Consider the following 17013-nt stretch of genomic DNA (forward strand, 5'->3'; position numbering starts at 1 on the left):
GCATCCCGCAGCCGGTGGAACTGCCGTCTGTCACGACCCCGTCGTGACGGATGTCATGGGCGGGCGCTCAGGCCGCCAGCCAGCCGCCGTCCACGTTGAGCACCTGTCCGGAGACGTAGGCCGAGGCGTCGGAGAGGAGGTAGACGGCCGCACCGCCCAGCTCCGCGGGCCGGCCGAGCCGCCCCATGGGGATGCGGCTCATGACGGAGCTCATCCCCGCCTCCGTAGTGAGCAGGTCCTCGGTGAGCGCCGTGCGGTAGAAGCCGGGTCCGATCGCATTGGCGCGGATGCCGTGCGGCGACCACTCGGTGGAGAACGCCCGGGTCACACCCACGATCCCCGTCTTCGAGGCGACGTAGGGCGAGCAGGTGGGGCGGCCGATGCTGGAGTTGAGCGAGGCGATGAAGACGTGGGATCCGCGCGCCCCGCGCTCCCTCTGCTCGCGGGCGATGGCCGCGCTGAGGAAGTAGGGCACCTCGAGGTTGAGCGTCATGACCCGGCGGAAGTCCTCCGGTGCGACGTCGACGGCGTCCACGCGGTGCTGGACACCGGCGGCGTGGACCACTCCGTCGAGCGGCCCCTGCGCGCGGACGGCGCCGAGCAGTCCGGGCACGGCCTCGGCACCGGTGAGGTCCCAGGCGAGGGGCACACAGGTGCCGTCGAGCGGCTCCGCGGCGCGGGCGGTGTCCTCCAGCTGCGGGGCGGTGCGGGCGACGAGCGACACCGTCGCCCCGAAGGCGGCGGCGGAGAGCGCGATCGCGCGTCCCAGCCCGCGTCCTGCGCCCGTCACCAGGATGTGCCTGCCGTCGAGGCGGAAGCCCGCGGGAGAGAAGTGGTCCGGCGTCGCCGGTGAGGCGTCCGGGTCGTGGGTCGTCATGTGCGGTCCTCTCCTGGGTGCGGTGCGGCGGTGCGCAGGTCCTCCAGGCCCTCGACGGAGGCCAGGAGCGCGCTCAGCCCGTGGAAGTAGGCGTTCCTCACGCGGGCGACCTCGGCGGGGTCCTTCTCCGCGAGCGGGGTGAGGCCGTGGCCGCTCTTGAGCCCCAGGTGCCCTCTCACGACCGCCTCGTCGAGCAGGGAGGTCGAGGCGAACCGCTCGCCGTAGGCCTCCTGCTCCGTGGCGAGGCAGGCCCGGTAGACGTCGAGGCCGGCCATGTCCGCCACCTCGAACGGGCCGAAGGCGGCGAGGCGGTACCCGAACGAGGAGCGAGTGACCTCGTCGACCACCCCGGGCGAGGCCACACCCTCGTCCACGAGCCGCAGGGCCTCTGCGAACAGTGCGTGCTGCAGGCGGTTGGCGACGAAGCCCGGGACGTCGCCCACGCGGGTGGGGCGCTTGCCGATGGCCGTGTGGAAGTCCTCCGCCGCCGCCACCGCCTCCGCGGCCGTGTCACCGGTGGGGACGATCTCCACCCCGGGGACGATCCGCGAGGGGTTCATCCAGTGGCAGCCGAGGAACCGCTCGGGGCGGTCCACGTGGGCGCTGAGCTCGGAGATGGGGATCGTCGAGGTGTTCGAGGCGAGGACGGCGGACGGCGCCGCGGCGGCGGAGATCGCGGCCAGGGTCGCGGCCTTGAGGGGCAGCGACTCCGGGACGGCCTCGAGGACGAAGTCGCAGCCGGGCACGTCCGCGGCGATGTCCGTCCCGGCCGTGAGGCATGCCTCGACCGCCGCGGCCCTCACCACCGTGAGCCGCCCGTCCGCGCGCATGGCCGCAGTCTCCTCCCGGAGCTGCTCCACGCGTGCCCGCGCCGTGGCGGCATCGACGTCGATGAGCACGCAGGGGATCCCGGCGCCTGCGATCTCCGCGGCGATGCCGCCGCCCATGTAGCCCCCGCCCACCACCGCGGCGCGCGTGATCGAATACGTCATCGTCATCCGTCTCCTGCTCTGTGTCGCTGCCCCATGTCATCACATCTCCGCGCTGCCCGGGGACTCGGGCGCTTAACATCGCTTAAGTTCATGCTCCGTTCGTACTGTGTGCGGTGTTCCGTGCGGACACCGGAGTGCGCGAAGGGAGGTGGACCGGATGGAGCCGTCTGCGACGGAGGTCGGGCCCGAGGCGGGTCGTAGGGGCACGGCCGCGGCCATCGCGCGGAAGCTCGGGATCTCGCAGGCCGCCGTCTCCTACGTGCTCAACGGCCGTCCCGGGGTGTCCGCGGCCACGCGGCGGAAGGTCCTCGAACTCGCCAACGAAGCGGGCGTGCGGCCCTCCCGCGCCGGCGCACGCGGGCTCAGCCGCGTCATCGCGCTCATCGTCCCGTCCGTCGCCAACCCCATGTTCACCTCGTGGGCGCAGGAGGTGATCTCGAACGCGGACCGCGCCGGCTTCGAGGTGCTCCTCGCCACCACGGACGACGCGCCGGAGAAGATGGTCTCCGTCGCCCGGATGCTGGTGAACCGGGGGATCGACGGCGTGATCACGGCCGCGGCGCACCGGGAGGACTCCCGCGCGCTGGGCATCCTCCGCGAGGGGCGGATCCCCTTCACCTTCCTCTCGCGGCGGTCCTCGTTCGTCACGGCGGACTTCGTGGGGATCGACGACTTCGCCGCGGCGCAGGAGATCACCCGGCACGTGCTGCGCCACGGGCACACCCGCATCGCCACCGTGGTGGGGCCGCGCTTCTCCTCGTCCTCGCATCTGCGGGAGCGGGGATTCGCCGAGGCGCTCTCCGCCCACGGCCTCACCGTTCCGCGGCACCGGCGGGTGAGCACCGAGCTCTCCCGCGACGGCGGGCGGCGCGCCGGTCTGCACCTGCTCGCCCACGGCGGGGCGCCCGAGGCCGTGCTCTGCGGCAGCGACGAGCTGGCCGCCGGTGTGATGGAGGTGCTCGACGAGGCGGACCTCGTACCCGGCCGCGACGTCGCGGTGACGGGGTTCGACGGGCTCGAGCAGTCCACCTCCCGGCTCGTGGGCATGAGCTGCGTGGTGCAGCCGGCGCGGACCATGGCGCAGCAGGCGACGGCCCAGCTCCTCGGCCGCATCGAGGACCGCTCCCGGCGGGAGGCGCAGGCGCTCGTCCTGCCGCACCGGCTTCACATCGGGCGGACATGCGGGTGCGAACCGGCTGCGGCCGCCGAGGAGCGTCCGGCGGCGGTCGCCGAGGCGGACCTCTGACACACCCTCGGACACACACTTCAGACAGCACCCACCGGAGATCGACAGGGAGACAGGTATGAGCACAGAGCACGACACGGCCGCGGACGGCGGCCGGGTGGCCGTCGTCACGGCCGGAGCGGCGGGGATCGGCAGGGCGATCGCAGACCGTCTGCGCAGCGCCGGCTTCACCGTCGTCGTCACGGACATCGCGCAGGAGGCGCTCGCGGACGCCCGCGCGGCCGGGTTCTCCGCGTTCCGCGTGGACGCCGGGGACTTCGCGAGCGTGCAGGCCTTCGCCGCGCAGGTGGAACGGGAGCACGGCCGCATCGACGTCCTGGTGAACAACGCGGGCGTCGCCGGCCCCACCGCGCGCGTCGAGGACATCGACCCGGACGAGTGGGAGGCGGTGGTCCGCATCAACCTCTCCTCGCAGTTCTTCCACGTGAAGGCCCTCCTCGGCCTCCTGCGCCGGAGCGACCGCGGGACGATCGTCAACCTGTCCTCGGCCGCGGGACGCCTGGGGATGCTGGGGCGCAGCGTCTACACGGCCTCCAAGGCCGGCGTGCTCGGCTTCACGAAGACCCTGGCGATCGAGCTGGGGCCGGAGGGGATCACGGCGAACGCGATCTGCCCCGGAGCCGTGGGCGGCGAGCGCATCCAGCGCGTCATCGAGGACAAGGCCGCGGTGCTGGACCGGCCCGTCGCGGAGGTCGAGGCCGACTACCGGGGGCAGAGCGCGATCGCGGAGTTCATCGATCCCGGCTCCGTCGCCTCCCTCGTGGAGTTCCTGGCGGGGCCCGGCGGCCGGCAGATCAGCGGACAGACCCTCAGCGTCGACGGATACACACAGAAGCTCTACTGAGAGGAACCCCAGCATGGCAGCGAAGAAGCGCAAGATCATCATTACCTGCGCGGTGACGGGCGCGATCCACACGCCCAGCATGTCCCCGCACCTCCCGCGGACCGCGGAGGAGATCGCGGACGCCTCCATCGCGGCGGCCTCGGCGGGGGCCTCCATCGTCCACCTCCACGCCCGCCACCCCGAGGACGGGCGCCCGTCCCAGTCCCCGGAGCACTTCGCCCCGATCCTGGAGAAGGTCAACGCCAACACGGACGCGGTCCTCAACCTCACCAGCGGCGGCTCGCCGCACATGACCGTCGAGGAGCGCATGCAGCCGGCGATGGCGTTCTCCCCGGAGCTCGCCTCGCTGAACATGGGTTCGATGAACTTCGGCCTGTTCCCCATGCTCAAGCGCTTCACGGAGTTCGAGCACGACTGGGAGCGGGAGCACCTGGAGAACAGCCGGGACCTCGTCTTCAAGAACACCTATGCGGACATCGAGGGGATCCTCACGCGAGGGAACGCCAACGGCACCCGCTTCGAGTTCGAGTGCTACGACACCGCGCACCTGTACAACCTCAAGCACTTCGCGGACGAGGGGCTCGCCACCGGGCCGCTGTTCGTGCAGACCGTGCTCGGGCTCATGGGCGGAACCGGTGCGAGCACGGAGAACCTCATGCACATGCGGCGCATCGCGAACGAGCTCTTCGGCAGCGGCTACGAGTGGTCCGTGCTGGGCGCCGGCCGGCACCAGATGCCGCTGGGCGCCGTCTCCCTGGCCTCGGGCGGCCACATCCGGGTGGGCCTCGAGGACTCGCTCTGGGACGGGCCCGGGAAGCTCGCGCGGTCCAATGCGGCACAGGTCGAGCGCGCCGTGCAGCTGGTCGAGGCGCTCGGCATGGAGGTCGCCACGCCGGACGAGGCGAGGGAGATCCTCGGGCTCAAGGGCAGGGAAGGGATCACGATCTGACATGTGCTGCGCACACGGCGCCTCAGCGACGAGGCGCGACGACAGAGGGGAGGCCCGCCGATGAGAGGAGTGAGAGCCGTCTGCATGGCGGCCGCGGCAGCGCTGGTGCTGAGCGGCTGCGGGACGCTGGTGAGCAAGGACGAGGACTTCGAGGGGTCGATCACGTTCAGCCTCGCGGTGGGACCGGATTCGCACCACGCCGCCGGTGCGTACGCGTTCGCGGAGAAGCTCGCGGAGCTCACCGACGACCGCATCGGCGTGGACTACTACTACAACAACGCGCTCGGCGGCGAGCGCGAGGTGGTCGAGGGCATGTCCATCAACTCCATCCAGATGGGCATGGCCTCCACGGGGCCGATGGGCGGATTCGTCCGCTCCTTCATGCTCTTCGACATGCCGTACGTCTTCCGGGACCTCGACCACGTCTACACCGTGCTCGACGGGGAGATCGGCGACGAGCTCGCCGCGGAGTTCGAGGACGTCGCGAACGTGAAGATCATCGGCTGGACGGAGAACGGCTTCCGCTACGAGACCAACTCGGTCCGGCCGATCCACACCCCGGAGGACCTCCAGGGGCTCAAGCACCGCACCCAGGAGAGCGCCGCGCAGATCGACACCTGGCGGGCGTTCGGCGCGGATGCCATCCCGATGGCCTGGCCGGAGGTCTACACCGGCCTCCAGCAGGGGGTCATCGACAGCCAGGAGAACCCCATCGCGACGATCGCCGATGTGAACTTCCAGGAGGTCCAGGACTACATCGCGATGACGCAGCACGTGTACTCCCCGGCGCCGATGATGATCTCCGCCCGCTACTTCGAGACGTTCTCCGAGGCGGACCAGCAGGCGATCGTCGAGGCGGGCGAGTACGCCACCGGCGTCCAGCGCGAGGTGAGCGCGGAGATGGAGGACGAGGCCCTCCAGGAGCTCGTGGACGCCGGGATGGAGAAGACGGAGATCGACCGCGAGGCCTTCGAGGAGGCGGCACAGCCGGTCATCGACGCCTGGCGCACGGAGATCCCGCGGGACCTCATCGACCGGGTGATCGAGACGGAGGCCGCGCCGTCTGCGGCGCGGGAGGAAGGAGGCACACCATGAGGTCGTTCATGCACAGCTATCTGCGGGTGTTCGACGTGGTCAACGTCGTCATCCGGTACGTCCTGGTCCTGTTGCTGGCCGGCATGACCGTGCTCATCGGCTGGCAGGTCTTCGCCCGGTTCGTCGTGGGCGAGTCGCTGACCTTCTCCGAGGAGGTCTCCCGCTTCGCGATGGTGTGGCTGGTCGTGCTCGGCGCGGCTTACGCCGCCCAGAGCGGCAGGCTCATCAAGGTCGACGTCCTCGAGCACGTGCTGGGTTCAGGCGCGCGGAAGGCGGCGATCATCACCGCCGGCTGCGTGTCCATCGTCTTCTACCTCGTGCTCGTGGTGTTCGGCATGTTCATCACGGAGGCCGTGTCCTTCCAGCGCACGCCCGCCACGGAGATCTCCATGAGCGTGCCCATGGCGGCGCTGCCGGTGGGCGGAGCCTTCCTGGTGCTCAACACCGTCTACCACCTGTTCGCGACCGCGCTGGGCGTGCGGCAGGCCAGCGAGGTCGACGAGATCCTCGCCGAGGCCGGGGAGGTGGAGAGCTGATGGCACTTCTCGTCGTCGCAGCGCTCGTCCTCCTGTTCCTCGGCGTGCCCATCGCGGTGGCCATCGCCGGGTCGACGACCCTGGCCGTGGGCGCCTCGGGCATCTTCGGCATCGAGGTCGTGCCGCAGCAGATCTTCAACGCTCTCAACTCGTTCCCGCTCATGGCGATCCCGTTCTTCATCCTGGCCGGCCACCTCATGCAGGTCGGCGGCATCTCGGAGCGCCTCATCCGGTTCGGCAACGCGCTCATCGGCCACATGACCGGCGGTCTCGCCATGGCCGCGGTGCTCACGTCGATGTTCTTCGCGGCGATCTCCGGCTCCGGTGCCGCGACGGTGGCCGCGATCGGCTCGATCCTCATCCCGGCGATGCTCGCACGCGGCTACGACCGGGGCTTCACCGCGGCGAACCAGTCGGTGGCGGGCGCGCTGGGCGTCATCATCCCGCCGTCCATCCCCCTCATCCTCTACGCCGTCGCGGCGAACGTCTCCGCCGGAGACATGTTCCTCGCAGGGGTCTTCCCCGGCGTGCTGATCACCCTCTCGCTGCTCATCATGGCCTACGTGGTGTCCAGGAAGCGGCGCTACGCCGGTCTGGAGAGGGTGGGCGGACGCGAGCTCTTCACCGCCTTCCGCAAGTCGATCCTCGCGCTGCTCATGCCGGTGATCGTCCTCGGCGGGATCTACGGAGGAGTGTTCACGCCCACGGAGGCCGCGGTCGTGGCCGTCGTCTACTCGGTCCTCGTCGGCTTCGTCTACCGGCAGCTGAGCCTCAGGAAGCTGGTGGACGCGTTCGCGGACTCGGCGGTCACCTCGGCGATCGTCATGATCGTGATCGGGGCGGCCGGGCTGTTCGCCTTCTACATCAACGTGCTCGGAGCCCCGGCGCAGCTGGCGGAGGCGATGACCTCGCTCAACCTGGGCATCGTCGGGTTCGTCATCCTCGCGAATGTGATCCTGCTGATCGCGGGCATGTTCATCGAGGCGGCGGCCGCGATCCTCATCTTCGTGCCGATCCTGCTGCCGATGGCGACGGCGTTCGGGATGGACCCCGTGCACTTCGGCATCATCATGGTCGTCAACCTCGCGATCGGGCTCGTGACCCCGCCGGTGGGGCTCAACCTGTTCGTCGCCGCGGATCTGACGAAGCTGTCGATGGGCCGGATCTCCAAGGCGGTGCTGCCGTTCATCGGCGTCCTCCTCGTCGATCTGGCGCTGGTCTCCGCCCTGCCGCAGCTCTCGCTCTGGCTGCCCTCGCTCGTGAGCACCGCGGGATAGCGGGCTGCGTCGCTCGGCGCGCAGAGAGGCCGTCCGCTCACGAGCGCGGACGGCCTCTTCCTGCGTACGAAGATCAGAAGGAGTGGTCGCTCCAGCTCAGCGTCTCCCCGCGGTACTTGGCGGCGCGCACATCGCCTGAGCGTGCGTGGCCCTCGAAGCGCTCCACGCGTGCCGCCCGGCCGGTGAGCTCACCGAAGAACGCGGAGGACTCCCGGTCCGTGACCTCCTGGTAGGTGCAGGTGCGCAGGTACTTGCCCACCCACAGCCCGCCGGTGTAACGGGCCGCTCCGCGGGTGGGCAGCACGTGGTTGGTGCCGATGGTCTTGTCGCCGTAGGAGACGCAGGTGCCCTCGCCCAGGAACAGCGCACCGTAGTGCTTCATGCGCTCGAGCGCCTCACGGGGCTCCGCGGTGAGGACCTGCACGTGTTCGTAGGCGTACTCGTCCGCGAGGGAGTAGGCGCTGTCGAGGTCGTCGACGACATGGACGGCGCCCCATTCCCGCCACGCGGTCTCCGCGTAGTCCCGGGTGGGCATGCCGGGCAGGATCTCCTCGATGTGCTCGAGCGTCTTCCGGGCGACCTCCTCGCTCGTGGAGATGAGGACCGCGGGGGAGTCCGGGCCGTGCTCCGCCTGGGAGAGCAGATCCACGGCGACGATGAAGGGATCCGCCGTCTCGTCGGCCACGATGAGGACCTCCGAGGGGCCGGCCACGAGGTCGATGCCCACCTCGCCGAACAGCTGGCGCTTCGCCTCGGCCACGAAGGCGTTGCCGGGCCCGGCGAGCATGGAGACGGGAGCGATGGTCTCGGTGCCGACGGCCATCGCGGCGACCGCCTGGATGCCGCCGAGCAGATAGATCTCGTCCGCACCGGCGAGGTGCATCGCGGCGACGGTTGCGTCCGGGACCTCGCCCTGGATGAGGGGCGTGCAGGCGGCGACGCGCTCCACCCCCGCGACCTTGGCCGTGAGGATCGTCATGTGGGCGCTGGCGAGCAGCGGGTACTTCCCGCCGGGCACGTAGGCACCGGCCGCGTCGATCGGCACGTTCCTCTGCCCGAGGTGCACGCCGGGGAGGGTCTCGATCTCGAAGTCCGTGAGGGAGGCCAGCTGTGCCTCGGCCATGCGACGGACCTGCTTCTGGACGAACGTGATGTCCTCGATGACCTGCTGCGGCACTCGCGCCATGACCTCCTCGATCTGCTGCTCGGTGAGCAGGAACGAGTCCGGGCCGTAGTCGTCGAACTTCAGCGAGTACTCGCGGACCGCCTCGTCGCCGCGGGCGCGGATGTCCGCGATGGCGTCGGCGACGATCTGCTGCACCTTGGGGTCGGCTCCGCGCCGGATCTCCGTGGACGTCGGTGCCTTGAGCACGGTCGATGCTGTGCTGAACATGGTCTGTCCCTCCTTGGACGAGCGTGTGCGACTCTGTGCGCAGCACGAATGTATACGTATACATGCGCGACTCGCAACCGCTCCGGGGGAGCGCGCGGGAGTGCGCCGGCGCGGCGATGGCACAATCGACGCAGGAGCCGGCGGCTCGTCGGGAGGCGGAGGGCGCCCGGCGGTACGGAGAAGGGGAGCATGGTCACCAGCAGGGATGTCGCACGGGCGGCCGGGGTCTCCCAGGCGACCGTCTCGAGGGTGCTCAACGGATCATCCGCGGTGAGCGGTGCGACCAGGGAGCGGGTGCTGGGAGCGATCGAGGCGCTCGGATACCACCGGAACGAAGCGGCGGCGACGATGAAGACGAGCCGCACGCATGCGGTCGGCGTGATCGTGGAGGAGCTCACCAACCCCTTCTACGTGGAGGTCCTCGAGGCGCTGAGCGAGGTCTTCTCGGCCCGAGGCCAGCGGATGACGATCTGGGACTCCTCCCACCAGGCGGAGCAGGCGGTGCAGGCGATCCGCGCCGGTTCGGTCGACGGGGTGGTGATGGCCGCCTGGCGCGAGGACTCGGCGGCGATGCGTGCGGCACTGGAGGGGCGGGCGCCCGTGGTCATGCTCAACCGGCGTCCCGCCGGTGACGGCTTCGACTCCGTCACGAGCGAGAACCGCGCGGGCGGCGCCCTCGTGGCGGACTACCTTGCCGTGCACGGCATCCGCCGTCCGGTCTTCGTGGCGGGCCGGGAGGGCACCTCCACCGCGGATGAGCGCCGCGAGGGCTTTCTTGCGCGCACGGCCGCGCTGGGCCTGCCGGCGCCCGTCCTCCTCGACGGCGAGTTCTCCTACGAGCGCACGGAGACGCAGGTGCGGCGGCACGTGCGCCGGGAGGGACCTCCGCAGGCGGTCTTCTGCGCCAACGACCTCATGGCCCTGGCCGCGCTGAACGCCCTCGCGGAGTCGGGGGTCGACGTGCCCGGGGAGACCTGGGTGATCGGGTTCGACGACGTCCGTCTCGCGTCGTGGCCGCTCATCGGCCTCACGACGGTGAGCCAGCACAGCCAGGAGATGGCTCAGGCCGGTGCCACGCTGCTCATGGACAGGATCGAGGGACGGCTGGGCCCGTGGGAGCACCGCGTGTTCGCGGCGCGGCTCGTGCCGCGCCGGTCCACGGCCGGCGCACCCGTGCCGGTGGCGCCGCAGCCGTCTCCCGCCCGATAGCATCGCCCCGTCACGGCACGAGCGGCGGCCTCCGCCGCCCCGGAGGAGAGGACCGCCATGTCACGCCCCAGGATCATCTGCCACATGCACACCCTGCTGAACGGGAAGGTGGACGGCATCGCCAATCCCACCTCGGTCGGGATGCGGTCGCAGCAGCTCTACTTCGACCTGTTCCTCGGTGAGAACCGCTTCTTCGGGAACCACCGCGGCTGGCTGAGCGGACGCGGCACCAGTGAGGCGATCATGGGCGGGGAGCTGCCGCAGGCGGAGCTGCCGGAGCCCGAGGCGCCGGTGCCCGAGGGCGACTTCCTCGCCATGCCGGACGCGCAGTTCAACTACTTCGCGGTGGACAGCGCGGGAGTGATCGCCTGGGACAGGAGCACCTTCGACTACTTCGGGGTGCAGGTCCACATCGTCGAGCTCATCCCGGCGAACGCCTCAGCCGCGTTCAAGGCGCATCTCCGGGCCCAGGGGGTCTCCTACATCCTCGCAGGCGAGGACCGCCTCGACCTGGCGACGGCGGTCGAGCGGATCGGCGAGCTGTTCGGCACCGACGAGCTGATCCTGGGCGGCGGCCCCACCCTCAACTGGTCGATGGTCCGCGACGGCCTGTGCGACGAGATCAGCCTCGTCCTCATGCCCACCGCAGACGCGGAGAGCCACACGCGCTCGCTGTTCGAGGCGCACGAGAAGCACTCGCGGGCCGAGCCGATCGCGTTCTCGCTCAAGGCCGTCGAACCGCTCGAGGACGGCAGCGTGTGGCTGCGGTACGACGTCCGCGGCCCGGTCGCGGACGCAGAGCCGCGACCGGCCTGAGGGGTCCTTTCGGACCGGCGTCAGTAGTGGCCGGGAGGATCGCTGCTGGGGAAGGACTCCTCGCCCCACTCGTCCGCGAGGGCGTCGTCGTGCTCATGTGCGGACTGCGTGGTGCCCGGGGTCTCCGCCTGCCCCTGTTCGGCCGGCGCCTGCGTCTCCGGAGGGCCTTCCGTCCCCGCGTTCGGAGGGGTGTCTGCTGCTCGAGGTGTTCCGGTCATCGTCTGCTCCGCTCCTGAGGAGGTTCCGCGTACCTTCCACGGTACGCAGGTGCCGCGCCGTTGTCGACGGCTTGCGGCGCGCCTGTCTCACTGCCTGGGAGCGAACCGCTCCCAGGCGCGGTGACGCGACATCGCCGTGAAGAGGTCTCCCAGCACCTCGCGCACCGTCCCGGTGAGGACCCCCGGGGCCGCAGTCTCGATCCCGGCCGCCTGGGGGAGGGGGGAGCCAGGGCCGAAGGCCAGCGCCTTCGAATGCCGGTAGGCCTCGGCGGCGAGGAGGGTGACGCGCGGATCCGGCCGGTCGTCGCCCGCGAGGAACACGAGGGCGTCGAACTCGACGGACCTCGCCGTGAGCCAGGTCCTCTGCACCGGAGTGCCGTCGGTCAGCGGGGCTTCGGTGGGCGCGATGAGGAGCGGGACCATCGAGCGCGCGGCGACGGCGTCCCGGAGCACACGGACGTCCTCCGGCGTGCTCTCCGCGTCGAGGACGATCCCCACCTGCCTGCCGTCCAGAGGCCACTCCCCGCCGACCTGGGAGAGTGCCGGGCTGAGTTCGGCGGGATCCTCCGGCGGGCTCGCCGGTGCCGGTGCGTCCATCCCGAGTGCCTCCGCCACCTCCGCGGCCAGCTCCCCGTCGATGCGCGCGAGATTGCCCAGCTGTCTCTCCTTGATCGTGCGTTCGCAGCACTTGCCCAGCTCGAAGGCGTATGCCTGTGCGACGTGTGCGCGCTCCACGGCGGAGAGGCTGCGGTAGAAGAGCGTGGCCTGGGAGAAGTGGTCCTCGAAGCTGCGCGGGTTCGCCCTCGTCCGCTCGGCCGCGGGCACCGCCTGCGGGAAGTCGAGGAGCGCGCCGTCCTCCGCACCCGCGGTGAAGGGGCATCCGCCGTCCAGGGAGTTGGGGCGGTAGGGAGCCACGCCCTCGTGCACCGCTGTCTGGTGCATGCCGTCCCGGAGCATGTCGTTCACGGGGGCGTGGGGGCGATTCACCGGGATCTGGGAGAAGTTCGGGCCCCCGAGCCGGGAGATCTGCGTGTCGAGGTAGGAGAAGAGCCGGGCCTGCAGGAGCGGATCGTCGGTGACCTCGATCCCGGGCACCAGGTGCCCGGGGTGGAAGGCGACCTGTTCGGTCTCCGCGAAGTAGTTCGTGGGATTCGCGGTGAGGGACAGCCGCCCCACGGGCTGCACCGGGGCGAGCTCCTCCGGGACGAGCTTGGTCGGGTCGAGGAGGTCGATGCCCTCGAAGGTCTGCTCCTCCGTGTCCGGGAAGACCTGCAGGCCCAGCTCCCACTGCGGGTGCGCGCCGGACTCGATCGCGTCCGCGAGGTCCCGCCGGTGCATGTCCGGGTCGAAGCCGTTGGCGAGCTGCGCCTCCTCCCAGACGAGCGAGTGCACGCCGAGCTGCGGCTTCCAGTGGAACTTCACGAGCACCGTGCCGCCGTCCGGAGCCACGAGGCGGAAGGTGTGGACGCCGAAGCCCTCCATCATCCGGTACGAGCGCGGAATGCCGCGGTCGGACATGTTCCAGATCGTGTGGTGCTGTGCCTCGGTGTGCAGCGAGACGAAGTCCCAGAAGGTGTCATGCGCACTCTGCGCCTGCGGGATCTCGCGGTCCGGGTGCGGCTTCGCCGCGTGGATGACGTCGGGGAACTTGATGCCGTCCTGGACGAAGAAGACGGGGATGTTGTTCCCCACGAGGTCGAAGGTGCCCTCGTCCGTGTAGAACTTCACCGCGAAGCCGCGGGTGTCGCGGACGGCATCGGCGGAGCCGCGGGAGCCGAGGACCGTCGAGAACCGGACGAAGACCTCGGTGCTCCCCTTCTCCGCGAGGAAGCGCGCGCGGGTGAGCCCTCCGGCCGTGCCGTAGGACTCGAACACCCCGTGTGCGGCCGCGCCGCGGGCGTGGACGACCCTCTCGGGGATCCGCTCGTGGTCGAAGTGCGTGATCTTCTCGCGCAGGTGGTGGTCCTGGAGGAGGGTGGGGCCGCGGGAGCCGGCCTTGAGGGAGTGGTCCGTGTCGCGCAGCCGGGCGCCCTGCGCCGTGGTGAGGTGCGCGCCGCCCTGCGTGCGTGCCGTCGGGCCGCCTGTGGCGGCGGCTCCGTCGTTCCAGGGCCGTCCCGTGGGCGACTGCGGTGCCGGCTCCCGCTGGTCGTCCTTGGCAGGCGGAGGCGTGCGCGGCTCGGTGGGCTCGTGGAGCGGCGGCCGTTCGCTGCCGGGAGCGCCGGGGATGTGGATGCTGGACATGGCCGATCCTCCTGATGGTGCAAGCTGCCTTGATGGTTGGAAGGGGTTGGGGACGACGGTAGACCCGGCTCCCGAGGGGGTCAACACCCTCCGTCCGCGGAACTGCTCCGGTCGTGTCTCTCGAGGTCACGGAGTTCTCCAGGCACAAGGTGACTTGACGTATCTGACGCGGGCTGGATAACTGGTGGCATGAGCACGGACGAATCGCGCACCGTCGGCCTGGTGGCCGACCCCGGGATCGCGGCGGCGATGGCCGGACGGGTCGCGGGGGCGCTGGAGGCCCGGCTCTCCGAGGCGGTGGGCGGCCGCTGGAGGGCGGAGGTCGACGAGCGCAGGCTGCCCCTCGACCCTTCCGGCGACGTCCCCTTCTTCTCGTCCGCGCGCCGGATCCGCGAGGAGACCGGCTGGGACTGGGTCGTCTATGTCACGGAGCTGCCGCGGTTCCTCGAGGACGGACCCATGCTCGCGGAGGCGGACGGAGAGGAGTGTGCGGGCATGCTCTCGCTCCCCGCCTTCGGGGCGGTGGGAGTGCGACGCCGTCTGCTCCGTGCCGCGGTGCACATGATCCGGGAGACGGAGGGCGGTGACGGCTCGTCCCCGCCCGGACTGTGGAGCGGCAGGCCCGGCGCCCGGCTCCGGCGCAGGGTGGACTCCGGCGAGCGCACGGTCGAGTACCTCCACCGGGCCGGCCCGCTGCGCCTCCTGCCTGCGGTCCTCGGCACCATCCGGACCAACCGCCCCCTCGATCTCGTCGCCGCGCTCTCGAACTCGCTCGCGCTCGCCGCGGCCACCGGCGCCTTCGGGATCTTCTACGGATCCATCTGGACGATGTCGGACGCGCTCTCGCCCGCGCGGCTGACGGTGATCAGCGCTGCGGTGGTCGTGCTGCTCGTCGTCTGGCTGATCGTGAGGAACGGCCTGTGGGACTCCCCGCGAGGTCTCGCCGGGCGGCGAGAGGCGTGGATGAGCAACGCCGCGACCCTGCTGACGCTGGCGATCGGCGTGCTCGTCATGCACCTCGCGCTGCTCCTCGTCATGGTCGCCCTCGGGGGCACCGTGATCGAACCGGGCTATCTGGAGTCCCAGCTCGGTCACCCGGTGGGGCCCGGGGACTACGCCCAGCTGGCGTGGCTCTCCGCCTCCCTGGGGACGCTGGCGGGTGCGCTCGGTTCGAACTTCAACAGCGAGGAGGCGGTGCGGGAGGCGACCTACAGTCGCCGGGTCTACGAGAGGCGGAGACTCGCACGCGAGATGGAGGAGGACGCGGATGGGGAATGAGGGAGTGGTCCGGGGCCGCCGGAGGTGGGAGACTTGGGCGATGACCGTCGATGCTGCGCAGACCGCAGGCGAACGCCTCCACGATCTCCTCCTCAGCGACCGCGAGCTGACCGGGTTCCTCGACGACCTCGCCGCGCTCTCCGCGGCGGAGCTCGCGGTCGACGCGCCCGTGCTGTGCGGCTTCACCCTGCGGCGCGCCAAGCGCAACAGCGCCGTGGGCAGCAGCTCCGCAGAGGCGCGCGCGATGGACGAGACGCAGGCGGGCTTCGACGACGGCCCGTGCATGGAGGCGCAGAGGAGCGGGCGGCTCATCTCCGTCGAGGACGTGCTCACGGAGGAGCGGTGGCCGGAGTACATGGCCGAGGTGCGCAGGCACGGAGTGCGCAGCGCGCTCGCCGTGCCGCTGGAGCTCGATGGTTCCGCCGGTGCGGCCATGAACGTCTACGCACGGGAGCCCCGGGCCTTCGACGACGCCGCGGTGAGCCGGGCGCTCGCCTATGCCGGCCTGGCGGGCAAGACGCTGCGCGTGGCCCTGCGCATCGCCGTGCACGCGGAGAGTGCGGAGCACCGCCGGCGCGCCATGGAGTCCCGGACCGCCATCGACATCGCGACGGGGATCCTCATGGTGCAGATGGGGTGCGGCCAGCAGGAGGCGGTGGCGATGCTCAAGCGCCTGGCCTCCGACCGCAACACCAAGCTCGTCCGCCTCGCCGAGGACATCGTGGTCTCCGTGGGCGGCCGGGGGCCGGTCGCCTCCTTCGAGGACTGAGCGGCGACTCCCGGCCCGCACCGGCGCGCCTCAGCTGCAGCGGGGGCGGTTCTCCGCGGCCTCCGGCCCCTGTGCGAGGAGCCGCAGGTACCCGCGGGCGATCTGGCAGCTGGGCACGACCTTCAGGCGCCGGGTGTGCGCCTCGAGGACCGCGCGCCGCAGCAGCTCCATGCAGTGGGCGGGGGCGTCCGTCTCCTCGATGGCCTCGAGGTAGACGAACTCCATCTCCTGCTCGCGGACCGCATAGTGGAGCGAGGCGACCAGCCGGCCGGGGAGGTAGAGGTCGAGCTTCGAGGACTCGAGGTTGTTCAGCAGGGTATACACGCAGGAGCTCCTTCAGAGGGAGTTGCGGCCGACTGCCTGACCTGCGCTGATAGTACTCCATCCGTGCGCTGGGCCCAATCCCGGGTCTCAGTCCCGGAGCTCCAGCGAGCGGGCCCGCAGGATCCGCTGTGCGAGTTCCCGCGCATGGGCGCAGTCCTGGTCCGAGAGGGTCATCGCGAATCCCGCTGCGTACTCCTCGAGCGCGAGGAAGACCGTGCGTCGTTCGTCGTCGGTGAGACTGGTCATGGGGCGCTCCTTCGGTCAGGGGTGAGAGTCGAGGGAGGCCGCTCGGCCGCGGATGCTCCGGCCTCGGTCCTCCCGTCCGCTGTTCACGCTAGAAAGGGCCACCCGCGGCGGCAATCCCCCTCCCGTTTTCACGGGAACGGGAGTAAAATCGCCGCCTCTGGACCCGGGAAACTCTCAGGTGACAAGGTACCTTGCGGTATGGACCTCTCCGGGAAGCGCGTGCCACGCTGAGGGGACCGACCACAGACGGAGGTGAGGAAGCAATGGTGACCGCACGAGAGATCATGACGCCCGGTGCGGAGTGCACGGGCGAGAATGAGACGCTGACGCAGACCGCGCGGCGGATGCGCGACCGGGAGGTGGGAGCGCTGCCGGTGTGCGGCGAGGACCAGCGGCTCAAGGGAATGGTCACGGACCGGGACATCGTGCTGTGCCTGGCCGAGGGCAGGGACCCGGGCCAGGTGACCGCGGGTGAGATCGCGGGCGGCAAGCCCGTGACGATCGGTGCCGACGACGACGTCGACGAGGCCATCCGCACCATGCAGGAGCACAGGGTGCGCCGGCTCCCGGTCATCGACGGGCACGAGCTGGTGGGCATGCTCGCCCAGGCGGACGTGGCGAGGAACATCTCGGACGAGCGCGTGGGCGACCTCGTGGAGTTCGTCTCCTACTGAGCGACCCGGCACCGAGCGGCCTGCCGCTG

At 70.8% G+C, this 17013-nt stretch carries 18 protein-coding genes; 11 read left to right on the forward strand and 7 right to left on the reverse strand.

The features are described from left to right. Positions 1–67 precede the first annotated feature (67 nt). Both ABD240_RS02930 and ABD240_RS02935 read right to left on the reverse strand, forming a co-directional pair. Positions 68–877 (reverse strand): SDR family NAD(P)-dependent oxidoreductase, encoded by an 810-nt coding sequence (locus ABD240_RS02930; RefSeq protein WP_291797294.1) that lies wholly within the window; start codon positions 875–877, stop codon positions 68–70. Further along, a complete protein-coding gene (locus ABD240_RS02935; RefSeq protein ID WP_344334966.1) occupies positions 874–1875 on the reverse strand; it encodes a 3-hydroxyacyl-CoA dehydrogenase family protein in 1002 nt (333 codons plus the stop codon). The genes ABD240_RS02930 and ABD240_RS02935 overlap by 4 nt, the downstream gene beginning before the upstream one ends. A 151-nt stretch (positions 1876–2026) precedes the next feature. Between ABD240_RS02935 and ABD240_RS02940 the strand changes: the two genes are divergently transcribed. Genes ABD240_RS02940 through ABD240_RS02965 form a run of 6 tightly spaced genes read left to right on the forward strand, consistent with a single transcriptional unit; the run spans position 2027 to position 7816 of the window. After that, positions 2027–3115 carry a LacI family DNA-binding transcriptional regulator gene (locus ABD240_RS02940; RefSeq protein WP_344334969.1) on the forward strand — a complete coding sequence of 363 codons (1089 nt, stop codon included), beginning with the start codon at positions 2027–2029 and terminating at the stop codon, positions 3113–3115. Between the two features lie 58 nt (positions 3116–3173). Beyond that, positions 3174–3959, forward strand: a complete 786-nt coding sequence (locus ABD240_RS02945) for an SDR family oxidoreductase (RefSeq protein ID WP_291797285.1) — start codon at positions 3174–3176, stop codon at positions 3957–3959. A 13-nt stretch (positions 3960–3972) separates the two neighbouring features. Beyond that, positions 3973–4908, forward strand: coding sequence for a 3,5-dioxohexanoate:acetyl-CoA acetone transferase (kce, locus tag ABD240_RS02950; protein WP_291797282.1), 936 nt, complete (start codon positions 3973–3975; stop codon positions 4906–4908). A 60-nt stretch (positions 4909–4968) separates the two neighbouring features. Further along, positions 4969–6003 (forward strand): TRAP transporter substrate-binding protein DctP, encoded by a 1035-nt coding sequence (gene dctP / locus ABD240_RS02955; RefSeq protein WP_344334974.1) that lies wholly within the window; start codon positions 4969–4971, stop codon positions 6001–6003. After that, positions 6000–6539, forward strand: coding sequence for a TRAP transporter small permease (locus ABD240_RS02960; protein ID WP_291797275.1), 540 nt, complete (start codon positions 6000–6002; stop codon positions 6537–6539). The genes dctP and ABD240_RS02960 overlap by 4 nt, the downstream gene beginning before the upstream one ends. Further along, positions 6539–7816 carry a TRAP transporter large permease gene (locus tag ABD240_RS02965; RefSeq protein WP_291797272.1) on the forward strand — a complete coding sequence of 426 codons (1278 nt, stop codon included), beginning with the start codon at positions 6539–6541 and terminating at the stop codon, positions 7814–7816. Before ABD240_RS02960 ends, ABD240_RS02965 begins: the two co-directional genes overlap by 1 nt. Before the next feature lie 73 nt (positions 7817–7889). On the opposite strand, the gene hisD is transcribed toward ABD240_RS02965, so the two are convergent. Beyond that, positions 7890–9209 carry a histidinol dehydrogenase gene (gene hisD / locus ABD240_RS02970; RefSeq protein WP_344334978.1) on the reverse strand — a complete coding sequence of 440 codons (1320 nt, stop codon included), beginning with the start codon at positions 9207–9209 and terminating at the stop codon, positions 7890–7892. 189 nt (positions 9210–9398) lie between these two features. Between hisD and ABD240_RS02975 the strand changes: the two genes are divergently transcribed. Further along, positions 9399–10418: a LacI family DNA-binding transcriptional regulator gene (locus ABD240_RS02975; protein ID WP_291797266.1), complete on the forward strand. Its 1020-nt coding sequence runs from the start codon at positions 9399–9401 to the stop codon at positions 10416–10418. Between the two features lie 57 nt (positions 10419–10475). Beyond that, complete coding sequence (locus tag ABD240_RS02980; RefSeq protein ID WP_344334981.1) at positions 10476–11234, forward strand: dihydrofolate reductase family protein; 759 nt, start codon at positions 10476–10478, stop codon at positions 11232–11234. A gap of 20 nt (positions 11235–11254) precedes the next feature. Here ABD240_RS02980 and ABD240_RS02985 read toward each other — a convergent pair whose 3' ends face one another. Continuing rightward, positions 11255–11452: a hypothetical protein gene (locus tag ABD240_RS02985; RefSeq protein ID WP_344334984.1), complete on the reverse strand. Its 198-nt coding sequence runs from the start codon at positions 11450–11452 to the stop codon at positions 11255–11257. Positions 11453–11539: 87 nt separating this feature from the next. Continuing rightward, a complete protein-coding gene (locus ABD240_RS02990) occupies positions 11540–13693 on the reverse strand; it encodes a catalase (RefSeq protein ID WP_291797257.1) in 2154 nt (717 codons plus the stop codon). Positions 13694–13882: 189 nt separating this feature from the next. On the opposite strand from ABD240_RS02990, the gene ABD240_RS02995 reads away from it, so the two are divergent. Both ABD240_RS02995 and ABD240_RS03000 read left to right on the forward strand, forming a co-directional pair. Beyond that, positions 13883–14971, forward strand: coding sequence for a hypothetical protein (locus ABD240_RS02995; RefSeq protein ID WP_344334988.1), 1089 nt, complete (start codon positions 13883–13885; stop codon positions 14969–14971). A 40-nt stretch (positions 14972–15011) separates the two neighbouring features. After that, on the forward strand, positions 15012–15740 hold the full coding sequence (locus tag ABD240_RS03000) for a GAF and ANTAR domain-containing protein (protein ID WP_344334990.1): 729 nt from the start codon (positions 15012–15014) through the stop codon (positions 15738–15740). Between the two features lie 30 nt (positions 15741–15770). Here ABD240_RS03000 and ABD240_RS03005 read toward each other — a convergent pair whose 3' ends face one another. Continuing rightward, the gene (locus ABD240_RS03005) at positions 15771–16064 is read right to left on the reverse strand and encodes a GNAT family protein (RefSeq protein WP_291797248.1); all 294 of its coding nucleotides are present in this window, start codon (positions 16062–16064) and stop codon (positions 15771–15773) included. 87 nt (positions 16065–16151) lie between these two features. Beyond that, a complete protein-coding gene (locus ABD240_RS03010) occupies positions 16152–16310 on the reverse strand; it encodes a hypothetical protein (RefSeq protein WP_291797245.1) in 159 nt (52 codons plus the stop codon). A 263-nt stretch (positions 16311–16573) separates the two neighbouring features. On the opposite strand from ABD240_RS03010, the gene ABD240_RS03015 reads away from it, so the two are divergent. Then, complete coding sequence (locus tag ABD240_RS03015) at positions 16574–16984, forward strand: CBS domain-containing protein (protein ID WP_344334993.1); 411 nt, start codon at positions 16574–16576, stop codon at positions 16982–16984. The last annotated feature ends 29 nt before the right edge of the window (positions 16985–17013 follow it).

It is taken from the genome of Brevibacterium salitolerans (assembly GCF_039531405.1).
GTDB lineage: Bacteria > Actinomycetota > Actinomycetes > Actinomycetales > Brevibacteriaceae > Brevibacterium > Brevibacterium salitolerans.